General features: G+C 32.1%; 24 protein-coding genes. 17 read left to right on the top strand and 7 right to left on the bottom strand.

The features are described from left to right. Positions 1 to 145: 145 nt before the first annotated feature. Positions 146 to 1,060 carry a COX15/CtaA family protein gene (locus LQ615_RS07400; protein WP_017001122.1) on the bottom strand — a complete coding sequence of 305 codons (915 nt, stop codon included), beginning with the start codon at positions 1,058 to 1,060 and terminating at the stop codon, positions 146 to 148. Positions 1,061 to 1,423: 363 nt separating this feature from the next. Here LQ615_RS07400 and cyoE point away from each other — a divergent pair, with 363 nt between their 5' ends. From cyoE to LQ615_RS07435, 7 genes are all read left to right on the top strand, one after another. Further along, positions 1,424 to 2,329 carry a heme o synthase gene (gene cyoE / locus LQ615_RS07405; RefSeq protein ID WP_026023743.1) on the top strand — a complete coding sequence of 302 codons (906 nt, stop codon included), beginning with the start codon at positions 1,424 to 1,426 and terminating at the stop codon, positions 2,327 to 2,329. Positions 2,330 to 2,367: 38 nt separating this feature from the next. Next, positions 2,368 to 3,435: a cytochrome c oxidase subunit II gene (gene coxB / locus LQ615_RS07410; protein WP_017001120.1), complete on the top strand. Its 1,068-nt coding sequence runs from the start codon at positions 2,368 to 2,370 to the stop codon at positions 3,433 to 3,435. A 23-nt stretch (positions 3,436 to 3,458) separates the two neighbouring features. Next, positions 3,459 to 5,360, top strand: coding sequence for a cytochrome c oxidase subunit I (ctaD, locus tag LQ615_RS07415; RefSeq protein WP_017001119.1), 1,902 nt, complete (start codon positions 3,459 to 3,461; stop codon positions 5,358 to 5,360). Beyond that, on the top strand, positions 5,360 to 5,989 hold the full coding sequence (locus tag LQ615_RS07420; protein ID WP_017001118.1) for a cytochrome c oxidase subunit 3: 630 nt from the start codon (positions 5,360 to 5,362) through the stop codon (positions 5,987 to 5,989). Before ctaD ends, LQ615_RS07420 begins: the two co-directional genes overlap by 1 nt. A gap of 1 nt (position 5,990) precedes the next feature. Next, the gene (locus tag LQ615_RS07425) at positions 5,991 to 6,344 is read left to right on the top strand and encodes a cytochrome C oxidase subunit IV family protein (protein ID WP_017001117.1); all 354 of its coding nucleotides are present in this window, start codon (positions 5,991 to 5,993) and stop codon (positions 6,342 to 6,344) included. A gap of 167 nt (positions 6,345 to 6,511) precedes the next feature. Further along, positions 6,512 to 7,465: a cytochrome c oxidase assembly factor CtaG gene (gene ctaG, locus LQ615_RS07430; protein ID WP_017001116.1), complete on the top strand. Its 954-nt coding sequence runs from the start codon at positions 6,512 to 6,514 to the stop codon at positions 7,463 to 7,465. Positions 7,466 to 7,476: 11 nt separating this feature from the next. Beyond that, complete coding sequence (locus LQ615_RS07435; protein ID WP_017001115.1) at positions 7,477 to 7,938, top strand: DUF420 domain-containing protein; 462 nt, start codon at positions 7,477 to 7,479, stop codon at positions 7,936 to 7,938. A 241-nt stretch (positions 7,939 to 8,179) separates the two neighbouring features. Here LQ615_RS07435 and ytvI read toward each other — a convergent pair whose 3' ends face one another. Both ytvI and LQ615_RS07445 read right to left on the bottom strand, forming a co-directional pair. After that, the gene (gene ytvI / locus LQ615_RS07440; RefSeq protein WP_103268821.1) at positions 8,180 to 9,226 is read right to left on the bottom strand and encodes a sporulation integral membrane protein YtvI; all 1,047 of its coding nucleotides are present in this window, start codon (positions 9,224 to 9,226) and stop codon (positions 8,180 to 8,182) included. An 86-nt stretch (positions 9,227 to 9,312) separates the two neighbouring features. Continuing rightward, complete coding sequence (locus tag LQ615_RS07445) at positions 9,313 to 9,684, bottom strand: YugN family protein (protein WP_103268820.1); 372 nt, start codon at positions 9,682 to 9,684, stop codon at positions 9,313 to 9,315. Between the two features lie 169 nt (positions 9,685 to 9,853). Here LQ615_RS07445 and LQ615_RS07450 point away from each other — a divergent pair, with 169 nt between their 5' ends. Together LQ615_RS07450 and LQ615_RS07455 are read left to right on the top strand one after the other, a co-directional pair. After that, complete coding sequence (locus tag LQ615_RS07450) at positions 9,854 to 10,915, top strand: CAP-associated domain-containing protein (protein WP_017000502.1); 1,062 nt, start codon at positions 9,854 to 9,856, stop codon at positions 10,913 to 10,915. 16 nt (positions 10,916 to 10,931) lie between these two features. Then, a complete protein-coding gene (locus LQ615_RS07455) occupies positions 10,932 to 11,369 on the top strand; it encodes a YlbF/YmcA family competence regulator (protein WP_017000503.1) in 438 nt (145 codons plus the stop codon). A gap of 45 nt (positions 11,370 to 11,414) precedes the next feature. Here LQ615_RS07455 and LQ615_RS07460 read toward each other — a convergent pair whose 3' ends face one another. Then, complete coding sequence (locus LQ615_RS07460) at positions 11,415 to 12,329, bottom strand: glycerophosphodiester phosphodiesterase family protein (protein WP_103268819.1); 915 nt, start codon at positions 12,327 to 12,329, stop codon at positions 11,415 to 11,417. A 159-nt stretch (positions 12,330 to 12,488) separates the two neighbouring features. On the opposite strand from LQ615_RS07460, the gene LQ615_RS07465 reads away from it, so the two are divergent. Next, positions 12,489 to 12,755, top strand: a complete 267-nt coding sequence (locus LQ615_RS07465) for a DUF2129 domain-containing protein (RefSeq protein WP_017000505.1) — start codon at positions 12,489 to 12,491, stop codon at positions 12,753 to 12,755. 1 nt (position 12,756) lies between these two features. Here LQ615_RS07465 and LQ615_RS07470 read toward each other — a convergent pair whose 3' ends face one another. After that, the gene (locus tag LQ615_RS07470) at positions 12,757 to 13,146 is read right to left on the bottom strand and encodes a DUF7147 family protein (RefSeq protein WP_017000506.1); all 390 of its coding nucleotides are present in this window, start codon (positions 13,144 to 13,146) and stop codon (positions 12,757 to 12,759) included. 65 nt (positions 13,147 to 13,211) lie between these two features. On the opposite strand from LQ615_RS07470, the gene rsmD reads away from it, so the two are divergent. Continuing rightward, entirely contained in the window at positions 13,212 to 13,775 is a 564-nt protein-coding gene (gene rsmD / locus LQ615_RS07475) for a 16S rRNA (guanine(966)-N(2))-methyltransferase RsmD (RefSeq protein WP_228064634.1), read from the top strand. Beyond that, complete coding sequence (gene coaD / locus LQ615_RS07480) at positions 13,768 to 14,259, top strand: pantetheine-phosphate adenylyltransferase (RefSeq protein ID WP_064204094.1); 492 nt, start codon at positions 13,768 to 13,770, stop codon at positions 14,257 to 14,259. The genes rsmD and coaD overlap by 8 nt, the downstream gene beginning before the upstream one ends. A gap of 54 nt (positions 14,260 to 14,313) precedes the next feature. Here coaD and LQ615_RS07485 read toward each other — a convergent pair whose 3' ends face one another. Further along, positions 14,314 to 15,456, bottom strand: a complete 1,143-nt coding sequence (locus tag LQ615_RS07485; protein ID WP_017000509.1) for a nucleotidyltransferase — start codon at positions 15,454 to 15,456, stop codon at positions 14,314 to 14,316. Positions 15,457 to 15,581: 125 nt separating this feature from the next. Here LQ615_RS07485 and LQ615_RS07490 point away from each other — a divergent pair, with 125 nt between their 5' ends. From LQ615_RS07490 to pheT, 5 genes are all read left to right on the top strand, one after another. Beyond that, positions 15,582 to 16,127, top strand: a complete 546-nt coding sequence (locus LQ615_RS07490; protein ID WP_103268818.1) for a YceD family protein — start codon at positions 15,582 to 15,584, stop codon at positions 16,125 to 16,127. A 38-nt stretch (positions 16,128 to 16,165) separates the two neighbouring features. Further along, complete coding sequence (gene rpmF, locus LQ615_RS07495; RefSeq protein ID WP_017000511.1) at positions 16,166 to 16,339, top strand: 50S ribosomal protein L32; 174 nt, start codon at positions 16,166 to 16,168, stop codon at positions 16,337 to 16,339. Between the two features lie 108 nt (positions 16,340 to 16,447). Beyond that, positions 16,448 to 17,188 carry a TrmH family RNA methyltransferase gene (locus tag LQ615_RS07500; protein WP_064211129.1) on the top strand — a complete coding sequence of 247 codons (741 nt, stop codon included), beginning with the start codon at positions 16,448 to 16,450 and terminating at the stop codon, positions 17,186 to 17,188. Between the two features lie 296 nt (positions 17,189 to 17,484). After that, complete coding sequence (pheS, locus tag LQ615_RS07505) at positions 17,485 to 18,543, top strand: phenylalanine--tRNA ligase subunit alpha (RefSeq protein WP_064204092.1); 1,059 nt, start codon at positions 17,485 to 17,487, stop codon at positions 18,541 to 18,543. Beyond that, positions 18,543 to 20,948, top strand: coding sequence for a phenylalanine--tRNA ligase subunit beta (pheT, locus tag LQ615_RS07510; RefSeq protein ID WP_103268817.1), 2,406 nt, complete (start codon positions 18,543 to 18,545; stop codon positions 20,946 to 20,948). Before pheS ends, pheT begins: the two co-directional genes overlap by 1 nt. A gap of 211 nt (positions 20,949 to 21,159) precedes the next feature. Here the strand turns inward: pheT and rnhC are convergent, their stop codons facing one another. Continuing rightward, positions 21,160 to 22,089 carry a ribonuclease HIII gene (rnhC, locus tag LQ615_RS07515; RefSeq protein WP_239703880.1) on the bottom strand — a complete coding sequence of 310 codons (930 nt, stop codon included), beginning with the start codon at positions 22,087 to 22,089 and terminating at the stop codon, positions 21,160 to 21,162. Between the last annotated feature and the right edge of the window lie 92 nt (positions 22,090 to 22,181).

Below are 22,181 nucleotides of genomic sequence, written 5' to 3' on the forward strand. Positions count from 1 at the left end.
ATTAAAAATGGCCAAATCCATAGCTTAGCTATGAATTTGACCAAAAAGACATTTTTATTATTTAGTTGTCTACTTGACAGGGTTCACTTCATTTCATAGGTACGTGCTTTTTTGTTTGCTTAAAATATAAAGCAAATTCTATTATTTATTGATTTCGTCGTTTAGAACGAAGTATCAACATTATGAAGTAACATAGTAATCCAAACAACATTGTGATGAACAATGCATGGAACAATGCTATAAATATATTAACTCTTGTAAATATAGACAACGCTCCTGTTGTAACCTGTAAGCAAATTAGTATAAATGCTAAAGTCCAACCGTACTTAATTACACGATATTTAGCATAATTTCTGAAAGCGTAAATGAATATATACAGTATCCATATAAATATGAAAAATGCTAGGGCTCGGTGAGACATTTGAACCCACTCATAAAATGTTTGTGGTAATCCAGTGCTACCGCTATGACACAGTGGCCAACTTAAGCATGAAAGACTAGCATTAGCATGTCTAACAAGCGCACCTGAATAAATAACAAAGTATATAAAGAAAGTTACGGCATACGTGTGTATTTTTAAGTGTTTATCTATCACTAAACTAGTTGCTTCGAATTTTTTATCTACTTCATAAATAATTAGTGTTAGTAATAGGACGGATGCGAAACTGATTAAAGATATTCCGAAATGTAATGAAAGTATAAAATCATTTTGTTGCCATATTACAGCGGCAGCTCCAATAAGTGCTTGTAATAATATAAAAGCTATACTTGTGATACATAAAGGTCTTACTTCTTTAATATGTCCTAATTTTATCCAACTAATAATAGCTAATAAAGCGACAAGAATAAGTGCTAAACCTGATACACCTCTATGGGCTAATTCAATTATCGTTTCAATTGGCCAGTCCGATGGTATAACAGATCCATGACATAATGGCCAAGAACTTCCACAACCATCTTCAGAACCAGTCTTGGTTACTAAAGCGCCACCTAACTGCACAAACAGCATAACAATTGTTGCTAATGTAGCTAGCCATTTTAAAAATTTGTCATTAAACAATAAGAACACCTCTAATAAAATTATAATCCATATTTAAACTAATATAAAATGGGCTTTATTCTAAAATAAACCTTATTTATATTAAAAAATATGATAGAATTTAAGAGAAAGACGTATTAACAATAATTATTATATTAATACGATTCTAATTTAAACACTAATATCTATAGTATAACAATGAATACCCATTGTAAATGTTACACAATAATGACTTTTTAATGAACTCAAATTTTAGGGAAGTATAAAAATGTCAAAATTTTGTTTCAAAAATGTATAGATTATGTGACAATTTTCATATATCATTGAATATATATGTGAGAGATAACGGAAGGAGGGTCAAAATTGCAACAAAATCAATATAGTGTGACGTCCGAAAAAGATATAGATAAAAGTCGTCTAACGTTATATGAAATTAAAGCCATCATTAAAATGGGACTTGTTCAAGGGAATTTAATACCTGCGTTTGCGGGTGCTTGGCTTGCGATTGTATTTGGTGGTTTCAACTTCTTCCACAGCTTGCCAGTTGTGTTATTAATGATTGTAGGTTCTACACTCATTATGGGTGGCGCTTGTGCGATCAATAATTACTACGACCAAGATATCGACTCCATCATGCCATCTAAACAAAAAAGACCAACTGTTAATGGACGAATTAGTAACAATAATTTACTTAAATTAAGCTTTGGCTTAATGATAGTAGGTGAGATCTTATTATTTATGATTAACATTCCTACAGGTATTATTGGATTACTGGGGATTTTCGGATACGTTGTCTTATACTCAATTTGGTCTAAAAGACACACAGTTTGGAATACTGTAATAGGTAGTTTTCCTGGCGCGATACCACCATTGATTGGTTGGGCAAGCATTGATCAAACATTAAGTCCACTTGCTTGGACGCTATTTTTAGTATTATTTGCTTGGCAACCAGCGCACTTCTATGCATTAGCTTATCGTCGAAAAGACGAATATGCTTTAGCGAAAATACCAATGCTACCAGCAGTCAAAAGCTTTACTAGAACACGCTTAAGTATGTTGTTATGGGTAGTGCTATTATTACCTTTACCATTCTTAATGGCGCAATTAGGTACTGTTTTTGTAGTTATTGCTTCATTACTTAATATAGCTTGGTTACTATTAGCTTTATCTGGATTTAAAAAAGAAATTAACAAATCAAAATGGGCTACGAGTATGTTTGTTTTTTCTTTAAATTACCTTGTTATTTTCTTTGTTATGACAGTCATTGTTACTGTCGTACAATTAATATAATTAAATATGAATGAATGCATGAAAGAGGGGTTAAACGAATGAAGACACGTTTAAAAAACACGAAAATGTTCGGTTTACTTATCGCCCTGCTGTTTGTTCTAGCAGGTTGTGGTCAACCACATTTATCAGTTCTTCGCCCGGCAGGGGAAGTCGCTGATAAACAATTCTTTTTATTAATGCTTTCAATAGGCATTATGTTACTTGTTATTATTGTAGTCGTTATTATTTTCTTACTTGCGATGATTAAATTCCGTCGTAAAAAATTAGGTGAAGATTTTGTTCCTAAAGACGTAGAAGGTAATCACAAATTAGAATTAGTATGGACAATCATTCCTGTTATTTTACTTATTATCTTAGCTATACCTACAGTGATGCTTACATTCTCACTAGGTGATACTAAAGCGATTGATAAAGTCGACGAAAAAGGTAAGAGTAAAGAGCTTGTTATTGATGTAACTGCTAATCTTTATTGGTGGGAATTTAGTTATCCAAATGAAAAAATTGTTACCAGTCAAGAGCTTGTTGTTCCAACTGATCAAAAAGTTTACTTCAGATTACATTCAGCTGACGTAAAACACTCATTCTGGGTGCCAGCAGTTGGTGGTAAATTAGATACTAACGTAGAAGGCGTTAATAAATTCTACTTAGAATTTAATAATGATAAAGCAAAAGAAGTTAAAAATCTATTCTACGGTAAATGTGCTGAGTTATGTGGACCTTCACATGCTTTAATGGACTTTAAAGTTAAAGCTCTACCTAAAGATGATTTTGATAAATGGGTTAAAGATATGAAATCTGTTGAGAAACCTGTAGCTGCGACATCTAGTCAAGCTAAAGAAGGTGAAAAGGTATTTAATAAATCATGTGCTGGATGTCATGCTGTTACGCCAACAGGTGAGAAAGCTAAAGGTCCTAACCTTACAAACTTTGGTGACCGTGATCTAATTGCTGGATATTTAGACCATGATGAAAAGAACCTTAAAAAATGGATTAAAGACCCTGAAAGCATTAAGCCTGGTAATAAAATGACTGATCAATATAAAGTTTCTGATGAAGATATCGATGCTTTATCTGCCTACTTAATGGAACGAAAAGTTGATAAGTAAGAATTGAAAGGGAGGTTACTCTAGTGTCTACTCAAAGTAAAAAGGGGTTTGGATCGACTATTTGGGACTATTTAACAACAGTCGACCACAAAAAAATTGCTATTTTATATTTATTAGCTGGAGGATTATTCTTTGCTATCGGTGGTATAGAAGCAATGTTGATTCGTATCCAGTTAGCAGTGCCAGAGAACGACTTTGTTTCAGCTGGACTGTTTAATGAAATCATTACGATGCACGGTACAACTATGATATTCTTGGCCGCAATGCCATTACTATTCGGTTATATGAACGCAGTTGTTCCATTACAAATTGGTGCTCGAGATGTTGCGTTTCCATTCTTAAATGCATTAGGTTTCTGGCTATTCTTATTTGGAGGAATATTCTTAAACTTATCATGGATTTTAGGTGGAGCTCCAGATGCAGGTTGGACATCTTATGCAAGTTTGTCACTTGAATCTGCAGGACATGGTATTAACTTCTATGCACTAGGACTTCAAATTTCTGGTGCAGGTACTTTAATCGCTGGTATTAACTTTGTTGCTACAATTGTTAATATGAGAGCGCCTGGCATGACATATATGCGTATGCCACTAATGACATGGACAACATTTGTTGCTTCAACATTAATCGTATTCGCATTCCCACCGTTAACTATCGGTATATTCTTATTAATATTCGATAGAATGTTTGGAACGTCATTCTTTATTGCTTCACAAGGTGGTAACACAATAATTTGGGAACATTTATTCTGGATATTTGGACACCCAGAAGTATATATTTTAGTATTACCAGCTTTCGGTATATTCTCAGAGATTATACCTGTATTTGCTAGGAAACGTTTATTCGGTTATTCTGCAATGGTATTTGCTACTGTTTTAATCGGTTTCTTAGGATTCATGGTTTGGGCTCACCATATGTTTACAGTAGGCCTAGGACCAGTAGCTAACGCTATATTCGCAGTTGCAACAATGGCAATTGCCGTACCAACCGGTGTTAAAATATTCAACTGGCTATTAACTGTTTGGGGTGGTAGTGTTGAATTTACAACGCCAATGCTATATGCATTATTCTTTATTCCATCATTCGTTATGGGTGGGGTAACAGGTGTCATGCAAGCATCAGCTCCTGCTGACTATCAATTACATGACTCATACTTTATTGTTGCTCACTTCCACTACGTAATTGTTGGTGGTGTCGTGTTTGCCATATTAGCAGCTTTACACTATTGGTTCCCATTAATAGCTGGAAAGATGTTAAATGAAACATTAGGTAAAATTGGATTCTGGTTCTTCTTCACTGGGTTCCACTTAACATTCTTAATTCAGCACTTCTTAGGACTATGGGGAATGCCTCGTCGAGTATTTACATACTTACCAGGACAAGGATATGATATTCCTAACTTAGTTTCTTCAATAGGTGCTTTGCTAATGGCAATCGCTGTAATTGTTGAAACAATAAACGTTATTACGACATTAGCTAAAGGTGAAAAAGTTGGAAGAGATCCTTGGGGCGACGGACGTACACTAGAATGGGCTTTACCACTTCCGACACCACATTATAATTTTGCGCAAGTACCTTTAGTTCGTGGTTTAGATGCTCTTTGGATTGAGAAAAAACAAGGCGATGGAAAAATATTACCTGCTGAATCATTGGATGATATTCACATGCCTAACAACTCATTCATACCATTTTTACAAGCTTTCGGTTTATTCGTAGCTGCATTTGGTGCAATGTACTTTGCTGATGGTAAAGAATGGGCATTAGAAGCAGTAAAAGGATTAAACGAAAAACCATGGGCAGTTTACGTGTTAATCTTCGGTCTGGCAATTACTGCAGGCAGCATGATTTACAGATCACTTAAAGATGACCACGGTCATCATATAACTAAACAAGAGTTAATTGAGTATGAAAGGGGTGAGCGTTAATGGCACATGAAGAAGTAAAATTTACAGCTGAAAATTGGCCAGATCATCCTGAAACAGCATCAATGGAAGGTAAGAATAAAATAGTTGGTTTTTGGGTATTCCTTGGTGGTGAGGTCGCATTATTCGCTTCATTATTCGCAACCTACTTAGCTTTGAAAGATGCTGTGCCAAGTGAAGATCACTTATTAGCTAAAGATTTGTTCCATCTTCCATTAGCGTTCGTAATGACGATGTTATTATTAACGTCTTCATTAACTAGTGTTTATGCTTTGTATCATTTAAGAAACTTTAATGCTAAAGGTGTATTTATCTGGATTGGTATTACTGTCCTTTTAGGTTTAGGTTTCTTAGGTTTAGAAATTTATGAGTTTGTTGAGTATGTTCAACAAGGTCATACATTCCGTTCAAGTGCTTTCGGTAGCGCATTCTATTTCTTAGTAGGAACACACGGTTTCCACGTAATAATTGGTTTAGTGTGGTTAACAGCACTTGTACTTAGAAACAGAGCAAGAGGATTAAGTATTTATAATGCACACAAATTTAATACTGCTGCTTTGTATTGGCACTTTATTGACGTAGTATGGGTGTTCATCTTCACAGTAGTATACTTGATGGGAGCGTTAGGATAATATGAATCAACAAGTTAATCATGACGCAGAAGCGCTAAGATCATACAAGAGACGTAAAAGTACTCAAGAAATGCGTATGCAAGTTACTAACTTTGCAATAATGATTTTTGTTACATTTGTTGCCTTCGCTTTAGTAGCTGCAGAATTACCAAAAGAATTTGTTATCCCTGTAATACTAGGATTAGCTGTACTTCAAGTAGTATTACAATTCTATTATTTCATGCATATGAAAGCTGAAAAACATGGTGTATCTAAACTGTTTATGGTTGTAGGTTTATTCTTTGGATTATCATTCGTTGTAACATTCATTTATATTGTTTGGATAGGCGATCCTATTTTCGTTAAAAATAAATAATATTTAAAGACCCAAAACTTTGTTATATAAGTTTTGGGTCTTTATTTTATAGTAAAAAGTATTATATTGGTCATATCATTGTCATAACTAATTTTTGAGTTGGGTTGTTTAAGCGGTTATTAAATCATATAATAAAGATAATGACTTAATGAGGAAGTGTATTAAAGATGGGTGGTTTAACTTCAATATCAATGTTTGGTTTTTGGGCGAATTGGACACCATTCTTTTTTATAGGCGTATTATGTGTAATTATCTTATACTTTTTGATTTGTGGTAAATGGTATAAAGATATTCCAGGGGGAAGACCTTTAAAAAAGGGTGAAGCAACATTATTTGTTGTACTTATGTTAGCAATCTATCTACTTGAAGGTGGGCCAATAGATTTACTATCACATATTATTTTTAGTTTCCATATGCTTCAAATGGCCATATTATTTTTAATTATTGCACCATTAATGTTTTATGCAATACCTGAGTATATTGTGAAATATGTGGAAGAATTACCTGTAGTAAATAAAATTGTAAGTTTATTTACGAAGCCTTTGTTAGCTATTTTCTTATTTAACGGGTTGTTCTCTGTCTATCATATTCCACTTGTTTTAGATACATTAAAGCAAAATATCGTTTTACATGACATGTATACTATTTTGCTATTTATAAGTGCTTGGTTTATGTGGCATCCAATTTTCAACAAGCATATACCAGATGCACAGCATATGACTAACATCAAAAAGATTCTATATATATTCTTTATAGGCGTTCTATTGACACCGTCATGTGGTTTAATTATATTTAGTAATAGTGCTATGTATGACACATATACTTCAGGAGAAGCATGGTTAGGAGCTATGACTCTATGTGTACCAGCAGATACTTTAAACAGTGTTGTTCAAGGGGCTGGTATTTCAGGGCCTGAATACTTTACAAACTTCTCACCATTAGAAGACCAACAAACTGGTGGGGTTATTATGAAGGTGATGCAAGAAATTGTATTTGGTATTTATTTATACGTTATCTTTGTAAGATGGTTCAGATATGAACGCAAAAATGAAAGTCAAATTACAGAAGATAGCTTAAGAAAATTAGAAGAACAAAAAGCGTTATACAATCAATTTAGATAGGATGTAAAAACATGAATTTACCTATATTACCAACAATTAGTACAACATTTATAGTATTGAGCGCAATTTTAGTAGCTATTGGCTGGTATTTTATTGCACAAAGAAAAATTGAAACACATAAAAAATTCATGCTTTCAGCAGCAGTAGCAGCAGTAATTTTCTTTACTATTTATGCTAGTAGAACAATATTTATTGGAAATACCTCTTTTGGTGGTCCAGACAATATTAAAATTTACTACACTTTATTTTTAATATTCCATATTACTTTAGCTACGATTGGAGCAATCATGGGGATTATTACAATTTATCTTGGCTTAAAAGATAAATTAGATCTTCATCGAAAATTTGGACCAGTAACATCCATTATATGGTTCTCTACAGCAATTACAGGCGTAGCTGTATATCTATTATTATATGTTTTCTATCATGGTGGAGAAACGACATCAATGATTAAAGCAATACTTGGTTCTTAAATTTAGTATAAGTCTAGAAATTGAATATTGATATGTAAACTAAAAGGGATTAAGCAATAAATCCATTAAAACAAAGAGGCTGGGACATAAATACATGTCTCAGCCTCATTCATTATAATGGCAGTAGCTGACTAGGGTGAAAATGCACTTATATCGAATTTTTTAACCTAGTCATCATTGCGGGGGTGGGACTACGAAATCTTTTTAATAAAATGAGATTTCTTTCCCACTCTTTTATAATTTATATTTTAAAGTCTGTTTTTATTAAACCGGATTCTAATATTGTTTTTATAACAATTAAAATGAGTGGGCCGATAAAGAATCCTAGGAATCCCATTAATTTTAATCCTATAAACATAGAAATAAGTGTTGGTAAAGGAGTTAATCCAACACCTGTACCAAATATTTTAGGTTCCAGTACTTTTCTTTGGACGAGTAGTACAATGGATAGAATAATGAGTTGTATGCCAAGAGTAGGGTCACCTACAATATAAGCGTATGCTGCCCATGGTATTGTAAATCCTGTAGCACCTACAATAGGTAATATATCTATAAACCAGATTAATAAACTTATAATGAATGCAGAATCTACACCTATAATTAATAGTCCTATATATGTGAATACCCAAGTAATAAAACTTAGTATAACTGTGGCTGTAATCATACCAAGTATTGAATGACTTATTTTATTATAGATTGTTATAACTTGAGTATAAGTATTTGGGTATAAATGCTTCTTTATGAATTTGTGAATATTAGGTATTTCTAGCATAAATAAAAATAATGCAACGAGAAAGACAACTAGACTAATTATGAATCCTGGTAAGGAGGAAACGACTTCAGTAATATTTTCAACACTAAAATAATGAGAAATAGAATCTCTCATAGACGCGACAAAATTTTGTAATTCTTTGTTAATGGTAGTTGCCATTTCATCAGGTAATACTGCTTTCATTTTGTCGTTATATTGTTCGATTACTTTTATTAATTTATTTATTTTATTAGGTAAATCTTTAATGAATAGTACAATTTGGTCTATTAGTTTTGTTAAAAATAAATAGATTATGAACCCGCTTATTGTTGGTAGGGATGTATATATAATTATAACGCTCCATTTACGACTATTAATCTTGTTAGTTAGTCTTTTAATGAGTGGGTTAAAAGCTAGCGCTATAATGAACGCTGTGATTAAAGGTATAGAAATCGGGATGATAAAATAAATAAATAAAATTGTTAATATTGCGATGATAAATATACTTATATTCCGTTTATTAATCCATTTTTTCATAAATGTACCTCTCAATTTTAGATGTAGATATAAATTAAGAGACGTGAAAAAATCACGTCTCTTAATTTACTGTTCAAAGTTGTTTTCTATTGTGTACTTAATGTGTTTAAAGCTTTAATATCTGACGTAATTCGTTCAATTAGTAAGTTGCAATGAGCAACTAAGTTATCTGGATAAACTTCATCATCACCGTACTCAACGCCAGTTGGATAATAATGTTTACCTAAATAAGGATCCATCAATTGGAGTGTTGCACTTTTTGCACCAACGTCCCCTTTAAGTGCATAACTTGGAACTCTTAAATAATATATGCCTTCACTTAATTCATATTTAAAATCATAAGTAATACGTTCATAGTCCCAGTGTCCGCCTGCAACAAAACCATGTTTATTCATAACATCTTGCAATAGTTCTTGTTCGATGATAACCTTTTCAAGACCTGTATTATCAAATACCATGTAATTTTCCTCCCTCTAAGTACCTTTAAGTTTATTTTATGATAAAAGCTTCAATGTTGCAATGTACATTTAAATTTAACATAAATATTCACATTTCAATTGATTTAACTAAAAACTTTACTGTAAAATGATATAATCATTATTAGGAGTAAAAAGAGGAGGTAAATAGTTGAAGAATATTATCATTAAAGTAATAGCAATCGCTATTTTAATCATTGTACTCTTTTATTTATTCTATTCTCCTAAATTAGAATTTGATGTCTTAAAGAACCCAAACTACTCACATGATAAAGCAAGTGAAAATTACTATGAAAAACAAGCTGAAAAGTCCACAGGTAATGCTAAGCTGAAAGAGGGCGTAGGGACTTATGTCTATGGTAGTATAGATGATGTCATTAAAGATTTAGGTCAACCAGATAGGGTATATAAGGCAGAGCACGATAGAAAGAATTATGTCTTTAAAAATAAGGAACATTATTATTTAGTTTCAACCAAAAATAATAAAGTGTCATCTGTTTTTGCAACTGGTGAAAAAGTAGATGTATCACCAATTAAAATTAAACAAGATGCTACTAAATTATTTAATGGTACTAACATAGATATGGAACCAAACATAAATAGTTCGTATGGTGATTATCAAATTGAATTATCAGAAAGGGACATCAAAACTCAATTATTAGTTAAATATGGTGATGTTTATGCACAGGTATTAATTGATAGCGAAACAAATGAGGTTATGGGTGTTCAATTTATGGATTCAGACATAATTGTTGAGCAAGCGCCATTTTCTATGTCTAAAGTTTCAAATAAAGATAAAAAATTAAAACGTGCAGATCAACAAGATTTCCAAACACATATTAATAAAGATTTAACTTTATTAGAAATTGTAAATGAGTATAGAGAATTAAAAGGAATAACACCTTTAGATATAAATGATCAATTAACTTATATTACTCAAATGGAAGCGGATTTGATTGATAGTGACGTTGATGAAGAAGAGGCTGTAAAAACTTTAGAAGATGGTATAATGAAACATATCAATGATAAAAAAATTGAATATAACGCTATCAACCAAAACTTAGCATATAATTTTTATGATATGCCAACACTTGTTAATAGTTGGTTGAACAACAACAGTTATAGAGAGAAATTACTTGGAAGTCAATACGATGAATTTGGTGCAGGTAATTCTCGAGAATATTATTCACTTGTCTTCAAAGATAATAAATAATAAGGAGGTCATTGGGATGTTCACAGTTGAAACAGCTAATATTTTAGATCAATCCGATGAACTAAGTGCTTGTATTATGGAATCAGAAATTTACCAAGCTTATCGAGAAGCTAAATATAAATTAGAAACAGATTTAGAAGTAAAGATTTTAAGAAAGAAATTTGATCAAATCAAGTCACACTATGATGATTGTTTAAGGTTTGGAAGATATCATCCTGATTATAATAGAGTAATGAAAGAAACAAGACAGCAGAAGAGAGAATACGAAATGCACCCAGTCGTTTCCAACTTTAAAACTAAAGAAACAGAATTACAGAATTTATTGGATGAAGTTGTAAGCATTGTATCTTATTCTATATCAAACAATGTTAAAGTAGATACAGGTAATCCATTCTTTACTAGTGAGAGTCACGGTGGAGGATGTTCAACAGGCGGTTCATGCGGTTGTTCTTAATAAAACAGTCCGAGGCATATATAAATGTCTCGGACTGTTTTATGTTTAATATTGTTTTTTAATTAAAAAGTGCGCTGTATCTGGTCTATCTGTAACGATAGTATGTGCACCTTTTTGAATTAAGTCATCCATAATATCTATTTGATTAATAACCCAATAACCAACGGCAATATTCAGTGAAGTTAAATATTGAATAAAGCCTTCTGAATCAAGTGGAAGACCTTTTGCATTTACAGGAATTTGGAATGTATCAGTTTTAGGTTGGTAAACATGTCCATAACCAGAATGATAAGCAGTATATGCTTTTGTTACTTCGTTTTGTCCTGTACCTAATGAAATAGTATCTTGAGCGTATAAATTAAATCTTTCTATTTGTTCATCATAAAAACTTGTAATATTTACACGATCTTCAACTTTTAATTCTGATATTAATCGGAATAAGTGTGAAGGTGCTAAACTTCCAGCATAAGATTCAGGATGGTCCTTGATATCGATGTTTACTAACACATCTTGGTATTTTGTTAATAATTCTTTAAGCGTAACGATTTTGGCTTTTTCATCGCCTCTATAAGGATGTTCATGGTTGATATCTTTATAGTGATATCCAAAGTCAAACTGACGTAACTCTTCTAAAGTGTGATCAGCTACTAAGCCAGAACCATTACTTGTTCGATCTACCGTTTCGTCATGTGTAACAACTAAGACTTCATCTTTTGTTAAACGAACATCAATTTCAAAACCAGTTACATTGTATTTTAATGCATGGTCAAAAGCTAGACGGGTATGTTCTGGTCTTAAAGCCATCCCACCTCGATGAGCGAAAATATAAGGTGCTGGTTGAGTAAAGAATGGTTTGATTTTGCGAGGTCTAACTTCACTAGTAGCTTTTGTAATAAGCCAAGAACCTGCAGCTATGCCTCCGATAAGACCTGTTGCTTTCATTAAATTAATTTTTGACATTTTATCCAATCCTTTCGAAATGCAATTAAAGACTTATATATATTCTATCAAATTGGTATGTGATATAAAAGCATGTAAGTTATGAGTGCAAGATTATCTTCTTTCAACATCATATATAAAATGCTAATATAAAAATAAAACATGAAGGGAGATATTGTCATGGAGCTAGTAGAGCGCATTAGTATTATTGTCTATTTAAAAAATATGAAACATGAAAGACAATTACGTAAATTCGGGAATATTTATTATTCTCATAAAAAAGAACAATATGTCATGCTTTATACAAATGAAGATAAAATAGATGACACTATCCAACATCTAATGAAATTAAAATATGTTAAAGATGTGAAAGTGTCACCATTTAAGAGTGTTAAGAGAGATTATTCAAATAAAAATGTTGAGAAAAAAGAATATTTGAACTTTTAATTTATTGTAACGGTGGCAAGTAACGTTCTAGTCTTAATACACCTTTTAAGTAAGTGAAGTAAAGTTCATCTTCTGCGAATTCAGACCGTGACTTTACGTCTAGACCTTTTACTTTTATGTCATATTCATTTGCCCATTGATTAATTAAATCGAATTTTTTGTTAGATTCTGGATACGGATATCTTATGCCTTCTAATATTGTATAGATAGCTTGAAAATGGTTCTCTTTAGTCGGTTTCATAATTATGCAAGCTGTTGATAGCTTCTCCTCAGATAAAGGCGTGTGGAGCATCAAAATATCAGAAATACGTTCGTGATTGTATTCAATGATTGTTTGAAATTCAAATAAATCCGTTAATCCATGTCCAATGACAATAAATGATTGCTTCATATGGTAAACCTCGTTTTCATATAATATATAATTAGTATAGTTAATAATTTAAAATAAAGAAAGAGTTGATTCAATTGAGAGTTATTGGTGGAAAATATAAAAGGTTACATATAAATACAATTGAAGGCCAATCTACAAGACCAACTACCGATAAAGTAAAAGAAAGTATCTTCAATAGTTTACAAGACGTTGACGGGCTTGGCTTAGATTTGTTTGCAGGAAGTGGTGGGTTAGGTATTGAAGCATTATCAAGAGGATTAAACAAAGTTATTTTTGTAGATGGCAATTTTAAAGCGACAAAAATGATAAAAGAAAACTTGGATTTACTCAAAATCCCATCTTCAGAGTATGAAGTGTATAAAAATGATGCTATTAGAGCTTTAAAAGCATTGAATAAAAGAGAAATTCAATTTGATTATATATTTTTAGATCCACCTTATAATAAAGACCTTATAAATAAATCATTAGAAAAAATTGAAGAATTTAATTTATTAAGTGCTAATGGTACAATTGTTTGTGAATTTGATAAATCAGAAAATATAAATACACGTCAGTTTGAAATCTTTAAAAAGTATGAATATGGTCTTACACATGTTATGTTGCTGACAAAAGGAGAGAACGATGTCTAAAAAAATAGCAGTAGTCCCAGGTAGTTTCGATCCAATTACTTTAGGACATATAGATATTATAAAAAGAAGCGCTAAAATATTTGATGAAGTACATGTCTCGGTATTAAAAAATTCTTCGAAAAAAGGTTTATTTACAAATGAAGAAAGAGTGGCATTAATAAAAGAAGCGGTAGAAGATGTACCTAATATCGTAGTACATACATTCCACGGCTTACTCGTTGATTTTTGTAGGGAAATCAATGCGACAACAATTGTTCGAGGATTGAGAGCTGTGAGTGATTTCGAATATGAAATGCAATTAACATCTATGAATAAAAAATTAGATGATGATATAGAAACATTATATATGATGACTAATAATAAGTATTCATTTATTAGTTCTAGTGTTGTAAAAGAAGTAGCGCAATACGATAGAGATGTTTCGGAGTTTGTTCCCGCCAATGTAAATAAAGCTTTAAAAGAAAAACGAGAGAACAACAAATAAACTTCGTGCGATATATACTAAAGCACGAAGTTTATTTCCATTAAATAAGTTTCACTATTTTTTTATATAAACATGTTGATTAAAGTCTGTTTCTGATTCTCCAGATACATACTGGTATAAAGATGTGGCTTTAATCTCATGTTCAAAATACGGAGCAGACTTTTTGTTAACATTAGTAATAATTGGTAATGGGCATGACTCTTGTATTTCTTTAATGTATTTTCTACCTTGTTCGGACATTGCTAATACACGAATTGCTTGTGGTTTATAAGAGTTTACATCTATATTTTTGATGTTGAGTAATGTAGCAGTTAGTAATCTTTGAATACGCGTCCAAGTATATCTTTTTGATTTAATGCGCGATACGAATTCATCGAAAGTCTGACTATCTTCTATTTCTTTCTTTAGTTTATATTCTAACCCTTCAGTCATCATATAAATTTCTTGTAATTCTTTTGTACTTGATCTCAAAATAGTCCATTTTAATAATGGGAAAAAATCATCCCAGTTTACACCTTTATGTGAACTTAATAAGTTAGAGCTAAATTCAGGTAAACTTAGTTTATATTGCTCATCATTTGAAAAGTATGCATTTCTTATTGAGGTTGCACTGGAAATGTGTGAGCGTTGATTTAAGCTTGAATCTAGAAATAAGTTGTCTTTTCGTTGTATAGTCACTGGTTCGATATTAAGGTCGTTGTTTATTATGTGTCTGACGTATTCTATAGCCAATAAATTATTAGAGCCTGATAATAACTTTGAATCTTGAATTAATTCAGAGATGATTCTAGGGTGAGATTTTCCTTCTTTAATCATTTCCTTATATCGTATATCATTTTTTATATCTTCAATTTGACTAATAGTCTCTTTAATATCATTAACGTTTCCTGACTCGCTACCAAAAGATAAATAATTACATTTAAATTGTTCTGCTATATCAACACCACCTTGAGCAAAAAGTTCTCCGGAAGATATTGCATAAATAAGTGGTAATTCCACTACTAAATCTACATATTGAACAGCCATTTTAGCACGTTGAAATTTATTCAAAATTGCTGGTTCTCCTCGCATCGTAAACGATCCACTCATAACAGCGACTGATACATCGCTGTTTGTTATGTTTTTAGATAGTTCAGCATGATAAACATGGCCATTATGAAACGGATTATACTCTGTAATTAAAGCAACACTTTTCATTTGCAATTCCCCTCATTTCACTTCATCATTAGTATTGTATCAGATAATGAATGTTAAGAAAAAATCTTGACAAACGTTGTCGTTAAGGTTACAATAATTTTTGTGTTTGTAAGAGGTGAACCTAGATGAAGTGGTCAATAACACAACTTAATAAATACCAAGACGAACCATTTACTTTTGATAAAGAAATCGATATGAAATATCTTACTGAACGAGTAGATGAACTTATCGATATATCTCCAATAAAAGTAACAGGAGACGTACAAGTGCGAATGCATGAGATAATTGTCAATCTTGACATTAGCGGTGTATTGACGTTACCATGTGCCCGTACTTTAAAGCCAGTAGATCTACCATTTGATACTACTTCAACGGAAATATTCGAATTAGATGAGTTTAGCGATGGTGATGAAGAAGAAGACGGTCTTAGACATAAAGTCGAAGGCGGTATGATTAATTTATTACCGATTATCGAAGAACTCGTTATTTTAGAAAAGCCACAACGCGTATTTTCTGAAGGTAGTGAAGATATTTCAATGGCAGGCAATGGTTGGGAAGTTATTGGCGAAGATCAAATTGAATCAACTGAAACTTCAGATCAAGAAGATAGTGAACGTAAAGTTGATCCAAGACTTCAAAAATTACAACAATTCTTCGATGATGAAAAATAATCGAACTAGTGTTTATAAAATTTAAGGAGGAATTAAACATGGCAGTTCCAAAAAGAAGAACTTCAAAAGCAGCTAAAAGAAAACGTCGTACTCATTTCAAAATCTCAGTACCAGGCATGGTAGAATGTTCTAACTGTGGAGAAATGAAATTATCTCACCGTGTATGTAAAGCATGTGGATCATACAAAGGTAAAGAAGTCGTTTCTAAATAATAAGTTATATTACAACGTCCTTTTTAAGGGCGTTTTTTTATTTATATGAAAATATGTGGTTATCATATATAATAGATACATAAGATTACGTAAACACGAGGAGATTATATGGAAGAAATCACTTCAGCACAAAATAATAAAATAAAACAAATTAATAAATTAAAGAAAAAGAAAGACAGAATAAAACAAGGGCAATTTCTTATTGAAGGTTATCATTTAGTTGAAGAAGCATTTCGCAGTCAACTAAAAATAAATTCTTTATTATCAGTAGATTTTTCAAGATTAGATGAACAAATTATAGATTATGCGGAAAATGCTTATATTATAAATTTTAAAGTAGCTGAAGCATTGTCGGACACAACTACACCACAAGGTATATTCGCTGTTGTTGATATTCCGAATTACGAAGCAGATGTTTTTAAACAAGTGCTTATTTTAGATAGAGTACAAGATCCTGGAAACATGGGGGCACTTATTCGTAATGCAGATGCGTCTGGTATGGATGCAGTTATTTATTCTAAAGGCAGTGCAGACCCTTATCAAGATAAGGTGTTAAGAGCATCACAAGGTAGCGTGTTCCATTTGCCAATCATTGAAGAAAATTTATTAACATTTATACAATCATTTGATGGCAAAGTATTTGGAACGAGTTTACAAAACGCAGTGCCATATAACACTGTTGAAAAACAAGACAATTTTGCTTTAATTATGGGTAATGAAGGCAGTGGTGTTGATGAATCATTATTGCAGGAAACATTCCAGAACTTAAATATACCTATATATGGCCAAGCTGAAAGCTTAAATGTAGCTGTATCTAGTGGTATTTTACTCTATCACTTGAGAGGTTGACCATTCATGTATAATTTTATATAATGATTTCATAATCAATATGAGCTAATAAAAGGACGTAAATTAATGTTCGCGCATGAAAGGGAATGGATTCGTGACTGAAAAATCCTATGTTGTGACTTAATTTTTTTCATCCTTTTGGCAACTTAAAGAAATTTAAGTCGGAATGTAGATCCGTTATCAACATATAAGTGTATGCATGAGTATGTATAAATTTGGGTGGTACCACGGAAGACTTTCGTCCCTCTATTATTGAGGGGTGGAAGTCTTTTTTTCGACTAAATAGGAGGATATATATGTCATTACGCGAGAAACTTTCAGATTTAAGACAAGAAGCGCTTGTTCGCATAAACGAAGCTAAAGCTGAAAGATCATTACAAGATGTTAAAGTAAATTACTTAGGTAAAAAAGGCGTTATTACAAGTTTGATGAAAGAAATGAAAGATTTACCTAAAGAAGAAAGACCAGAATTTGGTCAATTAGTTAACGAAGTACGTAACGCTGTTGAAGTTGAAATTGAATCTAAAAGAGAATTATTAGAAGAAGAAGCGTTAAATGAACAACTAGAGAATGAAACAATAGATGTAACTTTGCCTGGTAGAAAAGTGGCATTAGGAGCAAAACATCCTCTGACTAAAATTAACGAAGATTTAGAAGATTTATTTATTGGATTAGGATATGAAATCGTTGAAGGTTATGAAGTTGAATCGGACTATTATAACTTTGAAGCTTTAAATTTACCTAAATCACATCCAGCGAGAGATATGCAAGATACTTTCTATATTTCAGAAGAAGTTTTATTGCGTACACACACATCTCCAGTTCAAGCTAGAACTTTAGAAAAAAGAAATGGTAAAGGTCCAGTAAAAATTATTTGTCCAGGTAAAGTTTATAGACGAGATTCTGATGATGCAACACATAGTCATCAATTTACTCAAATCGAAGGATTAGTAGTTGCAGAGAACATTAAAATGAGTGATTTAAAAGGTACTCTAGAACTATTAGTACGTAAATTATTTGGTAAAGATAGAGAAATACGTTTAAGACCAAGCTTCTTCCCATTTACAGAACCTTCAGTTGAAGTAGACGTATCCTGTTTTAAATGTAAAGGTAAAGGATGTAATGTGTGTAAACAAACTGGTTGGATAGAAGTATTAGGTTCAGGTATGGTACATCCTAACGTATTAGAAATGGCTGGGTTTGACTCAAATAAATATTCTGGATTTGCATTCGGATTAGGGCCAGATAGATTAGCTATGTTGAAATATGGAATTGAGGATATAAGACACTTCTATACTAATGATGTGAGATTTATAGAACAATTTAAGCCTGTAGAAGATGGTGGTGAAGCGTAATGTTAGTAAGTAAAGAATGGTTAAATGAATTTATAAAAATAGATGCTGGTATTGAAGAACTAGCAGAAAAAATAACAAGAAGTGGTATAGAAGTAGATAGCATTACGGACTATAGTAAAGATATTAAGAAATTAGTCGTAGGTCACGTCGTTTCTAAAGAAAAACATCCAGAAGCAGATAAATTAAATATTTGTAAAGTAGATGTTGGCGAAGAAGAACATGTACAAATTGTTTGTGGTGCACCAAATGTCGATGAAGGCCAACATGTTATTGTTGTTAAAGTCGGTGGAAGATTGCCTGGCGGGGTTAAAATTAAAAGAGCTAAATTAAGAGGCGAAGTTTCTGAAGGCATGATTTGTTCTCTACAAGAAATTGGTATGGATCAAAACGTCTTACCTAAAAAGTATGCAGACGGTATTTATGTATTTTCAAATGAGCCAACACCAGGAAATGATGCGTTAGAAGCTTTATTATTAGATGATCAAGTAATGGACTTTGATTTAACACCTAATAGAGCTGACTGCTTAAGTATGCTAGGTGCTGCACATGAAGTTAGTGCTTTGTATGATCAAGATATTAAGTATCCAAATACAAACGTTAATGAAACCACTGCAAAAGCTTCTGATGAACTATCAATTACTGTTGAAGATACAGAAGCGGTGCCGTTTTATTCAGCTAGAATAGTTAAAAATGTCACGATAGAACCATCACCAACTTGGCTACAATCAAGATTAATGAAATCAGGTATTCGTCCAATCAATAATGTAGTTGATGTTTCAAACTATGTATTGCTTGAATACGGTCAACCACTTCATATGTTTGATCAAGATCAAATTGGTTCTAAAGAAATTGTTGCTCGTTATGCTAAAGAGGAAGAAAAAATGACAACACTTGATGATGTTGAAAGAACTTTAAAAACTTCGGACATTGTAATTACTAACGGTAAAGAACCAATCGCAATAGCTGGTGTGATGGGTGGAGATTTTTCTGAAGTAACAGAAAACACTGTGAACGTTGTAATTGAAAGTGCATTATTCAATGCAACTAATATTCGTCAAACATCTAGAAGATTAGGTCTACGTAGTGAAGCATCAAATCGATTCGAAAAAGGTGTTGCAAGTGAAAGAGTACTTGAGGCATTAAATAGAGCAGCTTATTTATTACAAGAAATCGCAGGAGCAAAAGTGTTAAACGAAGTTGTATCGGACGGAACTTTACCTGCAACTTCTAAAGTAATCAGTATTTCAACACACGATGTGAATGAGTTAATTGGATTTAATTTATCGACAGACGAGATTGATACAATTTTCAATCGTTTAGGTTTCACTACTAATATTACACGTGAAGACTTTGAAGTAACTGTTCCTTCAAGACGTAATGATATTACAATTAAAGCTGATTTAATCGAAGAAGTAGCGAGAATATACGGTTACGACCAATTGCCATCAACTTTACCAAACTTTGAAAATGCTACAGCAGGTTATTTAACAGATAATCAACTAAAAACACGTAAAGTAAAAGAAATTCTAGAAGGTGCAGGTTTAGACCAAGCGATAACATACTCTTTAGTGAGTAAAGATATAGCTACTCAATTTACAATCAATCAACATGATGTCGTTGAGTTGATGATGCCTATGAGTGAAGATCAAGCTGCTTTACGTCAAAGCATATTACCAAGATTGATTGATGCAACACGTTATAACGTTGCTAGAAAGAATAAAAATGTAGCATTATATGAATTAGGTAAAGTCTTTTATGGTAATGGTCAAGATGAGTTGCCAACTGAAGTGGAGTTCTTAAGTGGAATACTAACAGGACAATATTCAGGTAACCGTTGGCAACAAAAAGATGAACCAGTAGACTTTTATTTAGTAAAAGGCATCGTGGAACGTATTGCAGAACAATTAAATGTACGTTTTACATTTGAAACTACTAAAGTAGATTTATTACACCCAGGTAGAACAGCATATGTAAAATTAGATGATGAAGTAATCGGCTTAATTGCAGAGCTGCATCCAACTGTAGAGAAAGAAAATGATTTAGACCGTACGTATGTTTTTGAACTAAACTTCACTAGAATATTAGAGCATCCAGTAGGTAAAATTGAATATGCACCTATACCAAGATTCCCAGGTGTATCAAGAGATGTTGCTTTAGTTGTAGGTACTGAAGTTTCAGCTTCTTCATTAATTAATACTATTGATGAAAATGGTGAAGAAATCTTAAATCATACAGAAGTATTTGACGTTTATGAAGGTGAACATATGGAAGAAGGCAAGAAATCAGTAGCTATCCGTATAGATTACTTAGATGTAAATGACACACTAACTGAAGAAAAAGTTACAGCTGTACACAATCAAATACTAAAAGCACTAGAACAACAAGGTGCCACGTTGAGATCATAATTAACAAAACAAAAACGCCAATCCATGAGTTTACAATTCACGGATTGGCGTTTTTCATTTCGATATTTATAATATTGAATGTTTACATGAGAATTATTATTTCTTTTTACGTTTACTCATTTTTGTAATTTGTTTTCCGATAAACCATATTAAATAACACATAATAAGAATGGCTAAGATAACTTGCCAACCTATAGTTATGAGCAGCATATTAATTTCTCCTTTTACGGTTAATTAAATCTAAAACTTTTTCTCTATTTTTAAAATGTTTTTTCGAAATTTTATCGAGTTGGTGCATATCATATCTCTGAGCGATTTTAGCAGCTTCTAAATCGACTTTACTACTAGCGCCTTTAGGTATAATCATATTTAAATCTTTCGCGATTTTATCCATATGTTTTACGAAAGCATATCTAGCGATAATGCTTGCTGCAGCTATAGCAATTGATTTTGATTCACCTTTTGTTTCAAAAAATGTAATATCTTTTCTAGGCATAGGGCTTGCTGTATAGCGTTCATATGTACTAGCTTGAACAAACTGGTCAATGACAATCTGTTCTAATTCATTTTCATCTATACGTGATATAACATTAGTAATTGCTTGGTTATGTAATACAGCTTTCATTTTTACTTGACTCCAACCGTCAAGTTGCTTTTTATTATAGTTATCATTATCAAGAACTATGAGCGAATGTGGACAAATTTCAATGATTTGCTCTGCTAACTGTACAATTTTAGCATCAGTCAGTGATTTAGAATCCATAACACCTATAGTTTTTAAAATTTCTGCATTTTTCTTGGAAACATAAGCTGCACAAACTGTTAATGGCCCAAAATAATCACCACTGCCTGCCTCATCGCTGCCTATAGTATTATGCTTGTCGAAATTATAAACTTTATTAGATGTACTAGTTTTTTGGGGTTGAGATGATTCGATTTTAATTCCAAGTAGTTGTGAAGCTACTTGTTCTGCATCTTTACCTTGAAACATAATTTTTTTAGAATGATAAATTTGTACTTGAGTACTTTTAATTTTTTTTCGTGCAATGGTACCATTAGGAAGACCAGTTGTTTCCATGTTATATTGATTAATTAAATGATTGATGGTTTGCGTGTCTATTACTTTAACGATATTTCCCACAATGTATATCCTGCCTTTAATATATTTTCTTAGTTAAGGTTATCATAATTTTTTGGTTAAAACGAATATTCTATTGGGAAGTTAGTGGATTA

The sequence above is a fragment of the Mammaliicoccus sp. C-M13 genome, from assembly GCF_022386845.1.
GTDB lineage: Bacteria > Bacillota > Bacilli > Staphylococcales > Staphylococcaceae > Mammaliicoccus > Mammaliicoccus lentus.